This window comes from Brevundimonas sp. 357 (assembly GCF_003938605.1).
Lineage (GTDB): Bacteria > Pseudomonadota > Alphaproteobacteria > Caulobacterales > Caulobacteraceae > Brevundimonas.
In genome coordinates, this window is the sequence record NZ_RHWX01000015.1 from 43,923 (window position 1) to 57,231 (window position 13,309).

12 protein-coding genes are annotated in these 13,309 nt (G+C 69.0%); 7 read left to right on the forward strand and 5 right to left on the reverse strand.

Features of this window, described 5'->3' with window-relative positions; genetic code table 11:
• Positions 1-26: 26 nt before the first annotated feature.
• Positions 27-1,517: a PLP-dependent aminotransferase family protein gene (locus EGK63_RS13395; protein ID WP_125901907.1), complete on the reverse strand. Its 1,491-nt coding sequence runs from the start codon at positions 1,515-1,517 to the stop codon at positions 27-29.
• Between the two features lie 115 nt (positions 1,518-1,632).
• Here EGK63_RS13395 and hemA point away from each other — a divergent pair, with 115 nt between their 5' ends.
• A complete protein-coding gene (gene hemA, locus EGK63_RS13400; RefSeq protein ID WP_125901908.1) occupies positions 1,633-2,880 on the forward strand; it encodes a 5-aminolevulinate synthase in 1,248 nt (415 codons plus the stop codon).
• Positions 2,881-2,929: 49 nt separating this feature from the next.
• On the opposite strand, the gene EGK63_RS13405 is transcribed toward hemA, so the two are convergent.
• A complete protein-coding gene (locus EGK63_RS13405; RefSeq protein WP_243637694.1) occupies positions 2,930-3,958 on the reverse strand; it encodes a DUF6607 family protein in 1,029 nt (342 codons plus the stop codon).
• A gap of 8 nt (positions 3,959-3,966) precedes the next feature.
• Complete coding sequence (locus tag EGK63_RS13410) at positions 3,967-6,258, reverse strand: TonB-dependent hemoglobin/transferrin/lactoferrin family receptor (protein ID WP_125901909.1); 2,292 nt, start codon at positions 6,256-6,258, stop codon at positions 3,967-3,969.
• A 215-nt stretch (positions 6,259-6,473) separates the two neighbouring features.
• Here EGK63_RS13410 and EGK63_RS13415 point away from each other — a divergent pair, with 215 nt between their 5' ends.
• From EGK63_RS13415 to mnhG, 6 genes are read left to right on the forward strand one after another with little or no spacing between them, the layout of a single operon-like run.
• A complete protein-coding gene (locus tag EGK63_RS13415) occupies positions 6,474-9,440 on the forward strand; it encodes a monovalent cation/H+ antiporter subunit A (RefSeq protein ID WP_125901910.1) in 2,967 nt (988 codons plus the stop codon).
• Entirely contained in the window at positions 9,437-9,781 is a 345-nt protein-coding gene (locus EGK63_RS13420; RefSeq protein WP_087139160.1) for a Na+/H+ antiporter subunit C, read from the forward strand. Before EGK63_RS13415 ends, EGK63_RS13420 begins: the two co-directional genes overlap by 4 nt.
• Positions 9,778-11,373, forward strand: coding sequence for a monovalent cation/H+ antiporter subunit D (locus EGK63_RS13425; protein ID WP_125901911.1), 1,596 nt, complete (start codon positions 9,778-9,780; stop codon positions 11,371-11,373). Before EGK63_RS13420 ends, EGK63_RS13425 begins: the two co-directional genes overlap by 4 nt.
• Positions 11,370-11,867 carry a Na+/H+ antiporter subunit E gene (locus tag EGK63_RS13430; protein ID WP_125901912.1) on the forward strand — a complete coding sequence of 166 codons (498 nt, stop codon included), beginning with the start codon at positions 11,370-11,372 and terminating at the stop codon, positions 11,865-11,867. Before EGK63_RS13425 ends, EGK63_RS13430 begins: the two co-directional genes overlap by 4 nt.
• A complete protein-coding gene (locus EGK63_RS13435; RefSeq protein WP_125901913.1) occupies positions 11,864-12,145 on the forward strand; it encodes a K+/H+ antiporter subunit F in 282 nt (93 codons plus the stop codon). Before EGK63_RS13430 ends, EGK63_RS13435 begins: the two co-directional genes overlap by 4 nt.
• A complete protein-coding gene (mnhG, locus tag EGK63_RS13440; RefSeq protein ID WP_125901914.1) occupies positions 12,142-12,576 on the forward strand; it encodes a monovalent cation/H(+) antiporter subunit G in 435 nt (144 codons plus the stop codon). Before EGK63_RS13435 ends, mnhG begins: the two co-directional genes overlap by 4 nt.
• Here mnhG and EGK63_RS13445 read toward each other — a convergent pair.
• Both EGK63_RS13445 and EGK63_RS13450 read right to left on the reverse strand, forming a co-directional pair.
• Positions 12,536-12,823: an HPr family phosphocarrier protein gene (locus EGK63_RS13445; RefSeq protein ID WP_087139155.1), complete on the reverse strand. Its 288-nt coding sequence runs from the start codon at positions 12,821-12,823 to the stop codon at positions 12,536-12,538. The genes mnhG and EGK63_RS13445 overlap by 41 nt on opposite strands.
• On the reverse strand, positions 12,820-13,224 hold the full coding sequence (locus EGK63_RS13450) for a PTS sugar transporter subunit IIA (protein ID WP_003164212.1): 405 nt from the start codon (positions 13,222-13,224) through the stop codon (positions 12,820-12,822). Before EGK63_RS13450 ends, EGK63_RS13445 begins: the two co-directional genes overlap by 4 nt.
• Between the last annotated feature and the right edge of the window lie 85 nt (positions 13,225-13,309).

The window sequence follows — 13,309 nt, forward strand, 5'->3', positions numbered from 1 at the left end:
TCGTCAGACCGCTTTGTAAGCGTCGATCACGCGGGGAACAGCTTCGCCAGCCGATCGACGGCGGCGTCGATCTCGGCCGGGGTCGAGGCGGCGAAGCCCATCAACCAGCCGGGGCGGCCCGCGCCTGCGTCGTGCAGGGGCGTCAGGCCGGTCAGGTGGACGCCGACGCGCCGGGCCGCGCGCACCGTCTCGGCCTCGTCGAAGCCGTCCTTCAGGAAGCAGGGCATCTGGAGGCCCCCGGCGGGCCGGTCGGGCGTGACGACGTGAGGCAGGCGCGCCGTCACCGCCGCCTCCAGCGCGTCCAGCCGTTCCGCATAGACGCCGCGCATGGCGCGGACATAGGCGCCGAACCGACCGTCCTCGATGAAGCGCGCCAGCGTCAGCTGGGCCACCGAGGCGGTGAAGCCGTCCATCAGGCTGCGCGCCGCCACCATCGGCTCGACCAGCGGGCGCGGCAGGATCAGATAGGCCAGCCTCAGACCCGGAAACAGCGACTTGGTGAAGGTGCCCAGATACAGGGTCCGGTCATGCGGGTCCAAGCCCTGAACGCAGGCGGTCGGCCGCCCGGCGTAGTGGAACTCGCTGTCGTAATCGTCTTCCAGAATCCAGGCGTCATGCTCGGCCGCCCACTGGATCAGGGCCAGCCGCCGGTCCAGCGACAGCGTGCGTCCGGTCGGAAACTGGTGCGAAGGGGTGACGAAAACCGCCCGTCCGTCCTCGCGTCGGGCCAGCAGGTCGTCGGTGCGCAGCCCCTGCGCATCGACCGCCACGGGCAGGCGTTTCAGCACCGCCGCGTCCAGCGCCTTGGCGGCGCCCTGATAGGCCGGGTCTTCGATGAAGACGCCGTCGCCGGGATCGGCCAGCACCCGCGCGCACAGGGACAGGGCCTGCTGCGAACTGGTCAGGATCAGGATCTGGTCGGGATCGGCCCGCGCCCCGCGTTCAAGGTTCACATAGCCGGCGATGGCGCGGCGCAGGCGCGGATGGCCCTGCGGGTCGCCGTGGTGCAGGGCGGCGGCGCCCTCCTCGCGCAGGGTCAGGCGGTGCAGCCGGTCCCATTGAGCGAAGGGAAACAGCCGCGTCTCCGGCACGCCGGGTGAAAAGGCCAGCGGAGCGTAAGGATCGCGCAGACCTCCGCTGTCGGCCATCGCCTGCCCGCGCTTGCTCAGGGTCGGCGCCGTCGCCGGTTGCAGGGCCGGGCGGCGGCCCGCCGGGCGCAGCACCCCGCGCTTCAGGCCCAGTTCGGTCAGCTCGCAGACGAAGCTGCCGCTGCCGACGCGCCGCTCGATGAAGCCCTCGGCGTGAAGTTGGGCATAGGCCGTCTCGACCGTGTCGCGCGACACGCCCAGCGACCGGGCCAGCGTCCGCGATGACGGCAGGGGCCGCCCCGCCGTCAGCGAGCGCTCGACGATCAACTGACGCACGGCGCGCTGGATGCGGGCGTGCAGGGGCAGGCCGGACTGGGCCGGGTGGTCCATGAAGGCCTGGACGGATTCCAGCTGGGCGCGCTTCAGCAATGGTCTGCGTCTTCTTTCCAAAGTGGCCGGAATGATCCGGCCAATGCGGCGTTAGGTGTCACGCCCCCGGCGGGATGGCAATGTCGCCGCCCGTCCTGTGATGGGATGTGATGTCATGGGCGCTTTCGATTTCGCCGACTTCTTCAGCCGCGATCTGGACGATCTGAAGCAGGAGGGCCGCTATCGCGTCTTCGCCGATCTGGAGCGGTTGGCCCCTGACACCCCCTATGCGCGCGATCATCGGCGCGGGCGGACCATCACCATCTGGTGCTCGAACGACTATCTGTCGATGGGCGTCCACCCCGAGGTGGTCGAGGCGGCGCAGGCCGCGATCCGCACCTATGGCGCGGGCGCCGGCGGGACGCGCAACATCTCGGGCACCAGCCACGAACACGTCCTTCTGGAGCGCGATCTGGCCGATCTGCACAGCAAGGAGGCGGCGCTGCTGTTCACCTCGGGCTATGCGGCCAATGACGCGGCCCTGTCGACGCTGGCGTCGCGCCTGCCGGGGGCGGTGATCTTTTCTGACGCCCTGAACCACGCCTCCATGATCGAGGGCATGCGGCGCTCGGGCGTGGAGAAGCACATCTTCGCCCACAACGACTGGCGCGATCTGGATCGGCTGATGAGCGGGGTCTGCCGCTATCGGCCCAAGCTGGTCTGTTTCGAGAGCTGCTATTCGATGGACGGCGACTTCGCCTCCATCGCCGCCCTCTGCGACGTGGCCGAAAAGCACGGCGCCTTCACCTATCTGGACGAGGTGCACGCCGTGGGCCTGTACGGCGCGCGCGGCGCGGGCGTGGCCGAACGCGACGGCCAGTCGCACCGCATCAGCATGATCCAGGGCACCCTCAGCAAGGGGTTCGGCGCCATGGGCGGCTATGTGGCGGGCGATGCGGCGGCGGTCGATTTCGTGCGCAGCCACGCGCCGGGCTTCATCTTCAGCACGGCCCTGCCGCCCTCGGTCGTGGCCGGGGTGCGGGCGGCCCTGCGTCATCTGAAGGCCGACGGCGCGCCGCGCCGGGCGCTCGCCGCGCGCGCCGCCTCGATCAAGGCGGGGATGCAGCGGCTGGGCCTGCCGGTCCTGCCCAGCCCCAGCCATATCCTGCCGGTGATGATCGGCGACGCGGCCACGGCGCGGGCGGTGACGGACGCCCTGATGGATGAGCACGGCGTCTATATCCAGCCGGTCAACTTCCCCACGGTGCCGCGCGGAACCGAGCGGCTGCGCGTCACGCCGACGCCGCTGCACAGCGACGACGACGAGGATCATCTGCTGGAGGCTCTGGCCGCCGTCTGGGCCGATAACCCCGACTGGCGCCGGTTCTCGCGACGGGCGGGTGCGAGTATGGCGCACGCCTGACGTGGTAACGACGCCCCTCGTCGCGTGCAGGCGGCGAGGGGCGAGACGATCAGCGCCGGGTCGCCCGGTTGATCAGGGCGCGGGCTTGCTCGATGGCGGCCGGGGTGGTCAGTTCGCCGGCGTGAATCTTATCGGCCATCTCCATCAGCGAGGCGCTGGTGGCGGCGCCTGTGTCGGCGACCTCCTGGACATGAACGCCGTTGTCGCGAGCTATGACGGCGTCCCAGGCGGTGCGAACCTCGCCCCAATAGTCTTGAGTGGCGGCCCAGTAGTCGTCGCCTAGCTTGGGGTCGAAGGCGGTCGAGGCGTCATAGGTGTTGACCACGTCTTCCTGAACCACGACCAGTGGCTCGCCGCCATTGCGGCCGGTCATCTTTACGTTGTCCTGAATGTGGACCCAGCCGCCGGGCCGTATGACGTGCCGGTTAGTTCCGAGGTAGCGGTCATAGACCGGGTTGCGCACGGCGTCGCGCCGGGCCAGCGGACGCCAGGTCGGACCGGACGTCCAGACGGTCATGCCGTTGTCGTAGGTCCAGCGGCCGACACCGCCGTAACGCGGCGAGTCGTCCGTCTGCCACACTGTCTGGGACCAGGCGCCGCGACGCGCTTCAGCCGACACGGGGGTCAGGGTCCACTGGTTCGGGCCGGCGTAGGTCAGCACGGTTTCGGGTTGATAGACCCAGTCCTGACGCCAGTGCTTGACCAGGACGGTCTGACCCTCGTGGCGCATGACCAGGATGTGCTGCAGGCTGATGCGGTCGCCTTGGTCATAGACGACGCGCACGATCTCGGTGCCGCCGGACCGCTTGGGTTCCAACGGCTGATAGTCCGCCTGCAGGCTGACGGTCTCGCGCATGTCGAAGCGCACGCGATAGTCGCCGACCTGAGCCAGGATGGCCTGACGATCGCGTTCAAAGGCGCTGGCGGGGGCTTGGGTCTGAGTTTGGGCCGCGAGGGCGGCGGGCATGGCCTGGGCGGCGGGCGCGCCGGTCAGCAGGGCGGCGGCGATCAGGATGGCGCGCATGGGGGTTCCATTTGCTTGCGGGGTGCGGGGCTTAAGCTTGCGCTTCTGGGTCATGGTCGGGTTCACAGGCGGACGCTCAGGGAGACGCCGACGTTGCGGCCCGGCTGGGTGAAGGCGTCCAGCGTTGCGGGACTGGCGCCGACGGCGGGGCGGCTCAGGCCGCGTACGTCGCTCCACCAGGCGTATTTCTCGTCGAAGACGTTGAAGACGCCGGCGCGCAGGGTGGCCCGCTCAGCCACGTTCCAATAGGCGGTGACGTCCAGCAGGGTGAAGGAGTCGCCCGGCCAGCACAGGCCGCCGCCGCACTCATGGTTCGATTTCTTGTCCGACCAGGTGACGGTGGCGCTCCCGCCCCAGACGCCCGAGGGCGCGGCGTAGTTCAGGCCGCCGACCAGCTTGATCGGATCGACGCTGGTCAGGGCGCCGCGCTCGTCCTGCGTCTCCTGTTCGCCGTCGGCGAAGGAGGCGGCGACGATGGTCGAGAAGCCGTTGTCCCAATGGATGTCGCCGCGCGCTTCCAGACCCCAGATCTTCACCGTGGTCAGGTTGACGTACTGATAGATCAGCGGATCGACGCCGGGACGACCCGTGCCGCGCACCACCACCTGGTTGATGAAGTCGTCGTATTCCGTGCGGAAGGCCGTCGTCTGCAGCGACAGGTTCCCGCCGAAGAGGTCCAGGTTGCGGAAGCGGAAGCCGCCCTCGATGCTCTCGCTCGTCTCGGGCTTCAGGTCCGGGTTGGGGATGGACTCATAGCCGAACACCGGGTTGGCGAAGAAGTTGTTCACCTGCATCGGCGAGGGCGCCTTGAAGCCCTGGGCGTAGTTGGCGAAGACGCCGAAGTGGTCGTCGGCCCAGTAGATGACGCCGATCTTGGGCGACAGATGGCCGTCGCTCTGCTTCTCGGCGGCGGCGGGGAAGAGGGCGTCCTTCTTGGGCGTCAGCTCATACCAGTCGTAGCGCAGGGCCGGGATGATGCTGAGGCGGCCGCCCAACAGGTCGATCTCGTCCTGAATGAACAGGCCCGCCAGGTCGAACTCGGTCTTGGGGAAGGGGCGGGTCGGGAAGGTTTCGCCGGTCGGCGGCGCGGTGCCGTCGCGGACGCCTTCCTGGGTCGTGCGCGACCAGTCGGCGCCGAAGGTGACGCGATGGCGGACCGCCTCGCCGCCGAAGCTCTTGGACCCCTGCGCCGCCAGGCCCCAGACGGCGTTGTCGAAGGTCACGTCGCGGGTGCGGTCGCCCGAGACGGTCGCCGGCGGGGCGGCGCCGACGATGGTGGTGATGTCGCGGTCTTCAAAGGTGAACTGGCGGGTCGTCGCCTCCTGCCAGAAGCCGGCGACCGAACCCTTGTCCAGGCCCAGGAAGTCGCTGAAGCGCCAGTCCAGGCTGACGCGGTCGCGCTGGGTCTCGTCCTCGGCCAGAACCTGATTGACGGTGGTGACGGTGGTGCGGCCGGGCATGGCCATGGTGCTGGAGCCGCGGGTGCTCAGGGCGTCGCCGCTCATGTCCTGGTCGAAGTGGTCATAGGTCAGGCGCACGACGTGGTCCGGGTTCACGTCCCAGACCAGCTTGGCCAGCACCGCGTTGGAGGCGAAATCCTGCGGGTTGGGCTGGGTGCGGGCCGCGCCGACGCCGCCCGTCTCGGCCATGTTTTCGGTCTCTTGAGCGTCACGACGGGTGTAGGCCAGCAGGCCCGAGAAGGCGCCGCTGCGCCCGGCCAGGGCCAGGCCCTCGGTCCAGCCTTCATCGGCCGAGTTGTAGCCGACGCGCGCGCGGGCGCCGAAGTTGCGGCCCGCCTCGATGAAGTCGGCCGGGTCTTTCGAGGTGAAGCTGACGGCGCCGGCGATGCCGTCCGAACCATAGAGGGCCGAGGCCGGGCCGCGCAGGATCTCGACCGACTTGACCAGATCCAGGTCGTTATAGCCGCCGCGACCGACCGACTGGGCGCCGAAGGCGAAGCCGTCCGGCACGCGCACGCCGTCCTGCACGATCAGCACGCGGTTGCCGCCCATGCCGCGAATGGTGAAGCCGGAATTGCCGTCGCGCCCGGCGCCCGACAGGGCGGCCGAAAAGCGGGCGGGGCTGGTCGGGACGCTGACGCCCGGTTCGAACCGGATCAGATCCTTGATGTCGGTGACGAGGTTGGTCTCGATATCCTTGGCGGTGATGACGCTGATGCTGGCGGGCACTTCGTCGACGCGGCGCTCGGTGCGGGTGCCGACGACGGTGACCGGGGCCACGCGCACGGGCTCGTTCAGGTCGATCGCATTGTCTTCGACGGCGGGCGCGGCGATGGCGGGAACAGCGGCGGCGAGGGCGGTCAGCCCGACGGAAATCATGAGTAGCGAGCGCATCGGCGAGACCCCGGTTGAAACTGGGCCTGCTTTAATGCGAACGATTATCAGAATCAATCTTAGTCTTTTGACGCTTCAATCGTTCCCGCTACGGTCACAATCGCGCCAACTCGTCGCTTTGACGCAAGCGCGTCATTTCCCTTAGGAAAAACTCTGGTAGAACGAGAAGGCGCGATCCGCAGCCTTTCGGACGCCGTCCCAAAATTTTTTCGGAGATGATCGACACGCCCGTGCCCGCCAGCTTTCTTCTGCTCGTCATTCTCGTCCTGCCCTTCATCGGGGCCATGATCGCCTCGGGGCTACCGCGCCATGCGCGCACCGCTGCGGCCATCCTGTCGTGGATCATCGCCCTGATCAGCGTCGGCTGTCTGGCGGTGCTCTGGCCCAGGTTCCAGGACGGCGAGGTGCTGAAGCTGACCCTGGCATGGCTGCCGTCTCTGGGGGTCAATCTGACCATTCGCCTGGACGGCCTGTCCTGGCTGTTCAGCGCCCTGATCCTGGGGATCGGCGCGCTCGTGGTGCTGTATGCGCGCTACTACATGTCGCCGAAGGATCCGGTGCCGCGCTTCTTCTCCTTCCTGCTGGCCTTCATGGGCGCCATGCAGGGCGTGGTGCTGTCGGGCAATCTGATCCAGCTGGTCGTCTTCTGGGAGCTGACCAGCCTCTTCTCCTTCCTGCTGATCGGCTACTGGCACCAGAACGCCTCGGCGCGCGAGGGCGCGCGCATGGCCCTGTCGATCACGGCGACGGGCGGGGTGGCCCTGCTGGTCGGCATGATCCTGATCGGGCGCATCGTCGGCAGCTATGAGCTGGACGCCGTCATCGGCGCGCGCGACGTCATCCTGGCCAGCCCGCTGTACCCGGTCGCCCTGGGCCTGATCCTGATCGGCGCCCTGACCAAGAGCGCCCAGTTCCCGTTCCACATCTGGCTGCCGCGTGCCATGGCGGCGCCGACGCCGGTCAGCGCCTATCTGCACTCGGCCACCATGGTGAAGGCGGGCGTCTTCCTGCTGATGCGGTTCTGGCCCGTCTTCGGCGAGACCGAGATGTGGTATTTCGTGGTCGGGGGCCTGGGCCTGACGACCCTGTTGGTCGGCGCCTGGTGCGCCATCTTCCAGCACGACCTGAAGGGCCTGCTGGCCTATTCGACCATCAGCCACCTGGGCCTGATCTGTCTGCTGCTGGGCCTGGGGTCGGACCTGGGCGCCATCGCCGCCATCTTCCACACCATCAACCACGCCACCTTCAAGGCCTCCCTGTTCATGGCGGCGGGCATCATCGACCACGAGGCCGGCTCGCGCGACATGCGCAAGCTCAGCGGCTTGATCCGCTTCATGCCGATCACCGCCACCCTGGCCATGGTCGCCGCCGCCGCCATGGCGGGCGTGCCGCTGCTGAACGGCTTCCTGTCCAAGGAGATGTTCCTGGCCGAGGCCCTGGCCAGCACCCAGACCTCGGCGCTGAACCAGGCCCTGCCGGTGCTGGCGACCCTGGCGAGCGCCTTCAGCGTCCTCTATTCGCTGCGCTTCATTCACAGCACCTTCTTCGGCCCGCCGCCGACCGAGCTGGACCGCGTCCCGCACGAGCCGCCGGCCTGGATGCGGCGCCCGGTCGAGGTGCTGGTGGCCCTGTGTCTGCTGGTCGGGATCTTCCCCGCAATCACCGTCGGCCCCTTCCTGCGCAGCGCAGCCGTGACCATGCTGGGCTTTGACCTGCCCCAATACAGCCTGGCCCTGTGGCACGGCTTCAACCTGCCGCTGCTGCTCAGCGTCATCGCCATGGCGGGCGGGATCGGCCTCTATGTCGTGTTCGGCAAGGCGTTGAACGCCAATCCGCGCGGCGGCCCCTGGGGCATGAAGCGGCTGAACGGCGGCTATCTGTTCGAGCGATCCCAGGTCATTCTGATGGACCTGTCGCAGTGGATCGTGCGTCATCTGGGCGCGCGGCGCCTGCAGCCGCAGCTGCGCCTGATCCTGTTGACGGCCCTGCTGTCGGCGGCCGTGGCGGCGGCGGGCGGCTTTGTGCTGACCTGGCCCGAGTTCCGCGTTCCCCAGGCGCACAACCTGGCCTTCGCCGCCCTGTGGCTGGCGGGCGGGGCCTGCGCCCTGGCCGCCGCCTGGCAGGCCAAGTATCACCGCTTGGCCGCCGTCATCCTGATGGGCGGGGCGGGTCTGGCCAGCTGCCTGACCTTCGTCTGGCTGTCGGCGCCCGATCTGGCCCTGACCCAGCTGGTGGTCGAGGTGGTGACGACGGTGCTGCTGCTGCTGGGCCTGCGCTGGCTGCCCAAGCGCCTGGCCGAGATCCATGTGCCCGAGTCCGAGCAGCGCCGCGCCCGCTGGCGTCGTCGTCTCGACCGGGGGATCGCCGTCTGCGCCGGGGCGGGCGTGGCCCTGATCGCCTGGGCCGTCATGGTGCGCCCGCCGGTCGAGGGCGTGTCGCGCTTCTTCGTCGAGAAGGCCTATGAGGAGGCGGGCGGCCGCAACGTCGTCAACGTCATCCTGGTCGACTTCCGCGCCTTCGACACCTTCGGCGAGATCACCGTACTGGGCGTCGTCGGCCTGACGGTGCTGGCCCTGCTGCGTCGCTTCCGTCCGGCCAGCGACAGCCTGTCCCAGCCGATGCAGAAGCGGGTGCAGGACGCCTCGGACCGTGCCCGCGAAGGCCGCACCGAGGGCGACACCCTCAGCGACACCATGATGATCCCCGGCGTGGTGATGCGCTGGCTGTTCCCCTTCATCATCCTGCTGGCCGTGCACCTCTTCCTGCGCGGGCATGACCTGCCCGGCGGCGGCTTCGCGGCAGGGGTGGCGCTGTCGATCGCCTTCATCCTGCAATATATGTCGTCCGGCGCCCGCTGGGTGGAGGAGCGGCTGGAAATTCGCCCGATCATCTGGATCGGCGTCGGCCTGCTGCTGGCCGCGCTCAGCGGGGCGGTGGGCTGGATATTCGATCAGCCCTTCCTGACCACCTATTTCCAGTACGCCGATCTGCCGCTGCTGGGCCGCGTGCCGCTGGCCAGCGCCGTCCTGTTCGACCTGGGCGTGGTGGTGCTGGTGGTGGGCGCCACGGTGCTGGTGCTGGTCGCCCTGGCCCACCAGTCGCTGCGCCGCGCGCGCATCGAGGAAGCCGAGGCCGAAGCGGAAGCCGAGGCAGAGGCCGAGCAGAAGGGAGGGGCGCAATGACCCAGATCGTCCTGGCCCTGGCCATCGGCGTCCTGACCGGTTCGGGCGTGTGGCTGATGCTGCGTCCGCGCACCTTCCAGGTCATCATCGGCCTGTCGCTGGTCTCCTATGCGGTCAACCTGTTCATCTTCTCCATGGGGCGGCTGCGCTCGGCCGCGCCGCCGATCACCAGCAAGGGCGCGGAAGATCCGGCCCTCTACGCCGACCCGACGCCCCAGGCCCTGGTGCTGACGGCCATCGTCATCAGCTTCGCCCTGACGGCTCTGTTCCTGGTGGTGCTGCTGGCCTCGCGCGGCGAGACCGGCAGCGACCATGTCGACGGCCAGGAGGCGTCCGAATGACCGACTGGCAGGAACATCTGATCATCGGGCCGATCGTTCTGCCCATGGTCATCGCCGCGGCCATGCTGCTGTTCGACGAGCGCCGCCGCCTCCTGAAGGGCGGCCTCAGCCTGTTCGCCATGGCGGCCATCCTGGCCATGGCCCTGGCCCTGCTGCACGAGAGCGCGACCGGGGCGACGGGCGGGGGCGACACGGCTCGCGTCTATCAACTGGGCGACTGGCCGGCGCCGTTCGGCATCGTCCTGGTGGCCGACCGTCTGTCGACCTTGATGGTGGCCCTGACCAGCGTCCTGGGCGCCTGCTCCATGATCTTCGCCCTGGCGCGATGGGACCGGGCGGGGCCGCGTTTCCACGCCCTGTTCCTGTTGCTGGTCATGGGGGTCAACGGGGCCTTCCTGACGGGCGACCTGTTCAACCTCTTCGTCTTCTTCGAGATCATGCTGGCGGCCTCCTACGGTCTGGCGCTGCATGGGTCGGGCGAGGCGCGTATCCGGGCGGGCCTGGCCTATATCGCCGTCAACCTGACGGCCTCCATGCTGTTCCTGATCGGGGTCAGCCTGATCTACGGCGTCACCGGCACCCTCAACATGGCCGATCTGGCCGTGCGCATCCCCCAGATCGCCGAGGCGGACCGGGGCCTGTTCCACGTCGGCGCGGCCGTCCTGGGCGTGGCCTTCCTGACCAAATGCGCCATGTGGCCGCTGGGCTTCTGGCTGACCACCACCTATTCGGCGGCCAGCGCCCCGGCCGCCGCGGTCTTCGCCATCCTGTCCAAGGTCGGCGCCTATGTGATCATCCGCCTCAGCTTCCTGCTGTTCGCGCCGGACAGCGGCGCCTCGGCCGGGTTCGGCCAATTGTGGATTCTGTTGGGCGGCCTGGCGACCATCGGCTTCGGCACCGCCGGGATGATCGCCGCGCGCGATCTGTCGATCGCCGCCGCCTACGCCGTCATCGTCTCGTCGGGCACTGTGTTGGCGGCCGTCGGCATCGGCAACACCGACGTCCTGGGCGGGGCGGTCTTCTACCTGGTCGGCTCGACCCTGGCCTGCGGCGCCCTGTTCATGCTGGCCGAGGTGCTGAACCGGGGGCAGGATCCCGGCGCGCGCTCGGGCCGCGCCGTCTTCGAGGACGAGTACATCGATCCCTTTGACGACGAGGAGCGCAACGAGCCCGGTCTGGTCATTCCGGCGGCGGTGGCGGCCCTGGGCGGCGCCTTCCTGATCTCGACCCTGATGATCGCGGGCCTGCCGCCGCTGGCGGGCTTCATCGGCAAGCTGGCGATGATGGACGCCCTGTCGGGCGTCGGCGGCTGGGCGGGCTACACGGTGATCGCGGCCTTGTCCCTGGCGTCGCTGGGCGCCCTGATCGGGCTGACGCGCCTGGGCATGGCGGCCCTGTGGGCGCGGGACGACGACGCCGAGCCGGCGGTCGTGGTCGGCGCCGCCGAGGGCGTGGCCATCGCGGGCCTGCTGGCGGCCTGCATCTTCCTGGCGATCTTCGGCGAGGCGGGCTTCGCCTATGCCGACCACACGGCCGACTGGCTGGTGCGGCCCGACGCCTATGTCCGCGCGGTGCTGGGAGGCGGCTCATGATCCGGGCGGTCCTGCCTCACCCCATCCTGTCGCTGGCCCTGTTCGGGGCCTCGGTGCTGCTCAGTGGATCGGCCGCGCCGCCGTCCCTGGCTCTGGCTCTGCTGATGGCCCTGGCCGCGCCCCACATCATGCGCGCCCTGGAGGTCGAGCCGGTTCGCGTCAGAAAACCGCTGACCCTGCTGAGTTTCGGCCTGGTGGTCGCGCGCGACATCATCCGGTCGAACTGGGAGGTGGCCCTGGTCGTTCTGGGGCAGAACGCCTCGCGCGACAGCCGCGTCTCGGGCTTCGTCCACATTCCGCTGGAGATGCGCGACCGCTACGGCCTGGCGGTGCTGGCGGTGGTCATCACCAGCACGCCGGGCACCATCTGGGTCGAGTATGAGGACGCCACGGGCGTCCTGTTGCTGCACATTTTGGACCTTCGTGATGAGGACGACTGGGCTGACCGCATCAAGAACCGTTATGAGCGCCGCCTGATGGAGATCTTTGAATGAGCGGCGCCGTCTTCTACTGGGCGCTGGTTGTGGCGCAGCTGTTCCTGGCCGGGACGGCCCTGATCGGGGTCTGGCGCATCGCCAAGGGGCCGCGCGCCCAGGACCGCATCCTGGGGCTGGACACCGTCTATCAGGCCGGGATGCTGCTGGTCGTCGCCTTCGGGGTGCGGACGGGCAGCCACCTGTATTTCTACGCGGCCGTCATTATCGGCATGCTGGGCTTCACCTCTTCGGTCGCCCTGGCCAAATTCCTGATGCGCGGCGAGGTGATCGAATGAGCGGCTTTCCCGCAAACGTCCCGGCCTGGGCGGCGCTGCTGGCGGCGGGGCTGGTGCTGGCCGGTTCCGGCCTGACCTTCATCGGCGCATTAGGCCTGGTGCGGCTCAAGACCTTCTACGAGCGGGTTCACGCTCCGACGCTGGGGGCGACGTTGGGCATGTTCCTGATCCTGGGCGGATCGGTGGTCTATTTCACCGCGGCCGAGGGGCGGTTTATGCCGGTCGAGCTGCTGGTGGCGGTCTTCTTCACGGTGACGACGCCGGTGACGCTGATCATCCTGGCGCGCGCGGCCCTGTTCCGCGACCGAACGGATCGCTCCGGCGACGGGGTGCGGGTGCCGCTGGAGGGCGAGTGCGACGGGGTGGTCCGCACGCCGCCGGACCTGGCGGCTATTGATCCTCGTCGAAGCGACGCGCCACAAGGTCGGTAAGGGCGGCGACGGCCTCGGCGGCGTCCGGCCCCTCGGCCTTCACCTCGACGCCGCAGCCGATCCCGGCGCCCAGCATCAGCAGGCCCATGATCGAGCGGGCGTCCACGGTCACGCCGTCGCGCGTCACCTGGATCTCGGATTCGAACTCGGAGGCCAGCTTGACGAACTTGGCCGAGGCGCGGGCGTGCAGGCCGCGCTGGTTGCAGATGTTCAGCACCGCCTGGGCGGAAGGGGCGACGTCGCTCATTTCTCGCCCGCCAGCACCCACGACGCCACCGAGATGTATTTGCGGCCCGCATCCTGGGCGTGGGCCACGCAGGCCTCCAGCGTCTCGCGGCCGCGCACGCTGGCCAGCTTGATCAGCATGGGCAGGTTCAGTCCGGCGATGACCTCGGCGCCGGTCTGCTCCATCACCGAGATGGCCAGGTTGGACGGCGTGCCGCCGAACATGTCGGTCAGCAGGATGACGCCTTCGCCTTCATCGACGGCGGCGGCGGCGTCGACGATGTCGCGGCGGCGCCGTTCCATGTCGTCTTCAGGGCCGATGCAGATGGCGGCGACGCCGCGCTGCGGCCCCACCACGTGCTCCATCGCCGACAGGAATTCGGAGGCCAGGCCCCCGTGGGTGACGATCACCAGCCCGATCATATAGGCTTCACCAAAGACATCCCCAGCTCGCCTCGACGAGCGACAAGCCTCGTTTCATAGGGCAATCGCGGCGCGGATCAAAGGG

Coding starts and splice junctions, on each gene's coding strand:
- hemA (WP_125901908.1), top strand. CDS start 1,633: ATGGGCGCTTTCGATTTCGCCGACTTCTTCAGCCGCGATCTGGACGAT.
- EGK63_RS13405 (WP_243637694.1), bottom strand. CDS start 3,958: ATGACCCAGAAGCGCAAGCTTAAGCCCCGCACCCCGCAAGCAAATGGA.
- EGK63_RS13410 (WP_125901909.1), bottom strand. CDS start 6,258: ATGCGCTCGCTACTCATGATTTCCGTCGGGCTGACCGCCCTCGCCGCC.
- EGK63_RS13415 (WP_125901910.1), top strand. CDS start 6,474: ATGATCGACACGCCCGTGCCCGCCAGCTTTCTTCTGCTCGTCATTCTC.
- EGK63_RS13420 (WP_087139160.1), top strand. CDS start 9,437: ATGACCCAGATCGTCCTGGCCCTGGCCATCGGCGTCCTGACCGGTTCG.
- EGK63_RS13425 (WP_125901911.1), top strand. CDS start 9,778: ATGACCGACTGGCAGGAACATCTGATCATCGGGCCGATCGTTCTGCCC.
- EGK63_RS13430 (WP_125901912.1), top strand. CDS start 11,370: ATGATCCGGGCGGTCCTGCCTCACCCCATCCTGTCGCTGGCCCTGTTC.
- EGK63_RS13435 (WP_125901913.1), top strand. CDS start 11,864: ATGAGCGGCGCCGTCTTCTACTGGGCGCTGGTTGTGGCGCAGCTGTTC.
- mnhG (WP_125901914.1), top strand. CDS start 12,142: ATGAGCGGCTTTCCCGCAAACGTCCCGGCCTGGGCGGCGCTGCTGGCG.
- EGK63_RS13445 (WP_087139155.1), bottom strand. CDS start 12,823: ATGAGCGACGTCGCCCCTTCCGCCCAGGCGGTGCTGAACATCTGCAAC.
- EGK63_RS13450 (WP_003164212.1), bottom strand. CDS start 13,224: ATGATCGGGCTGGTGATCGTCACCCACGGGGGCCTGGCCTCCGAATTC.